At 66.8% G+C, this 1630-nt stretch carries 1 protein-coding gene and 1 pseudogene; both read left to right on the forward strand.

The genetic code is table 11. The annotated features are described in order from the left end of the window. Positions 1–102: 102 nt before the first annotated feature. Positions 103–244, forward strand: a pseudogene (locus tag AB0D66_RS34535) (IS110 family transposase); the annotation flags it as partial. A 729-nt stretch (positions 245–973) separates the two neighbouring features. Beyond that, positions 974–1630 (forward strand): hypothetical protein (locus tag AB0D66_RS34540; RefSeq protein ID WP_362311099.1); only part of this gene is annotated, 657 nt, incomplete at its 3' end.

Raw genomic sequence — 1630 nt, forward strand, 5'->3', positions numbered from 1 at the left:
CCGGAACAACACCCATAACTCATCCGGTACCAAGCGCTCAACCAAATCCGTCATGCACGGTTCAACGAACGATCACGCCATAAGAAACGGTGTCTGAACAGCATGTTCCCGGCCCTGGAACGCTCCCTGGACCTCGGCAACGCCGGGCCGCTGCGATTGCTCACGGGCTACCAGACGACCAGCCGCGATCCGCCGCGCCGGCGCCAAGAGGCTGGCAACGTGGCTGCGCAACCGCAAGGTCCGCCCTCGGTCGCCGGCCAGACCTCAACGAACGGGTAGCCGCCGAGCATCCCACGCTCCGCAAGACCTGGGTCGACGGCGGCTATCGCTGGCGCCTCGTCGAGCACGCCGCCGCCCTAGACATCGCCGCGACCCCACCACCAGGGATTTACCGTCTTGCCCCGCCGGTGGACCGGTCGAGAGAACACTCGGCTGGCTCATAAACCACCGCTGCCTGGCCCGCGACTACGAAGCCTGCCCCCGAGGCCGCTATATCGGGTCAAGCCGTTTGGGGAGGTCGTTGGGCTTCTCATCATTGTTCGGTTCGGCTCGTTCGAGGATCTTGAACAGCTGCCTGGAGATCGCGCGCTTCAGGCAGCGTTGGGCGCCCCCAGCGGTCCTGCCCTCGGTGATTCTGCGGGTGTCCGCGTACTTCTCTGTGTGGCTCTGGCAAGATTTTCGTAGGCGGAGATCATCTCGGTCGCACGCTCGACTGGTCCGCATAGCGGCGGCGTAGGTGGGCGATTAGTACGACGCGGTGGCGGAGAAGGGGACGCCGGCGCGGCCTGCCATGATCGGTTTCTGAAGCTTGATGTCGGTGGTGCGGCCTTCGTTGACCCCGGAGTTGTAAGGGGTCGTGATTATCTGGGCGAGGGCGTGCCGGTCTTCGTGCAGGGCTCCGGCGAGGCCTGCGAGAGGGGCGAGTCCGGCTGTTTGCGAGCTCGTCCAGCCAGACCGGCAAGGGTGCCGCGTCGTGGTTGTCGAGCATGGTGGCGAAGCGGCGGACCGGGTCGTGGGTGAGGTTGAGTTCGGGGCTGTGGTCGAGGAGCGGGGGCAGGCGTTCATTGATGTGCGGGCTGCGGCGGTGCGGGTGGGTGGTGATCCAGCGGGCGTTTCACGAGGTGAGGGCGGTCGCTCGCGTGGCTCGTCGATGGGCAGGCCCTGTCTGAGGGGCGACGGCCATTTTCACGCGCTGGTAGTGGCCGAGGTAGCGCTTGGTCTGCAGTTCTTCGTGCAGGATCTTCGCACTGTGCTGTCCCTAGTCTCAGCGCTGCCGCAGGTAGTCGAGGCAGGGGTCGAGCGTGGAAGGCTTGCGAGGTGGCCGGCGCATCACTTCCTGCCAGGTGCGGGCTCGGGCGTACTTGCCGACGGTGGGGCGGTCCAGGCCGAGTTCCCGGGCCACAGAGCTGTGGCTCCGTCCGGTGCGGGTCAGGGCGTGGACAGCCTCGAACAGACTCTGGGCAGGGCGCCCGGCCCGGGTGTCTGGCGCGGCGATCTCGGCGATGTCCTCACCCGGTGCAGGATTGTCTTCACTGACCGCGGGCAGGGCTGCGGGCAGGCATCCGCGGTGGGTGGAGGTGATGTCCTGGACTCGGCGGGAGAGGCCCTGCCAGAGGTGAAAGCGGTCGCT

Origin of the sequence: Streptomyces sp. NPDC048270 (genome assembly GCF_040652335.1) — a bacterium.
Taxonomy (GTDB): Bacteria; Actinomycetota; Actinomycetes; order Streptomycetales; family Streptomycetaceae; genus Streptomyces.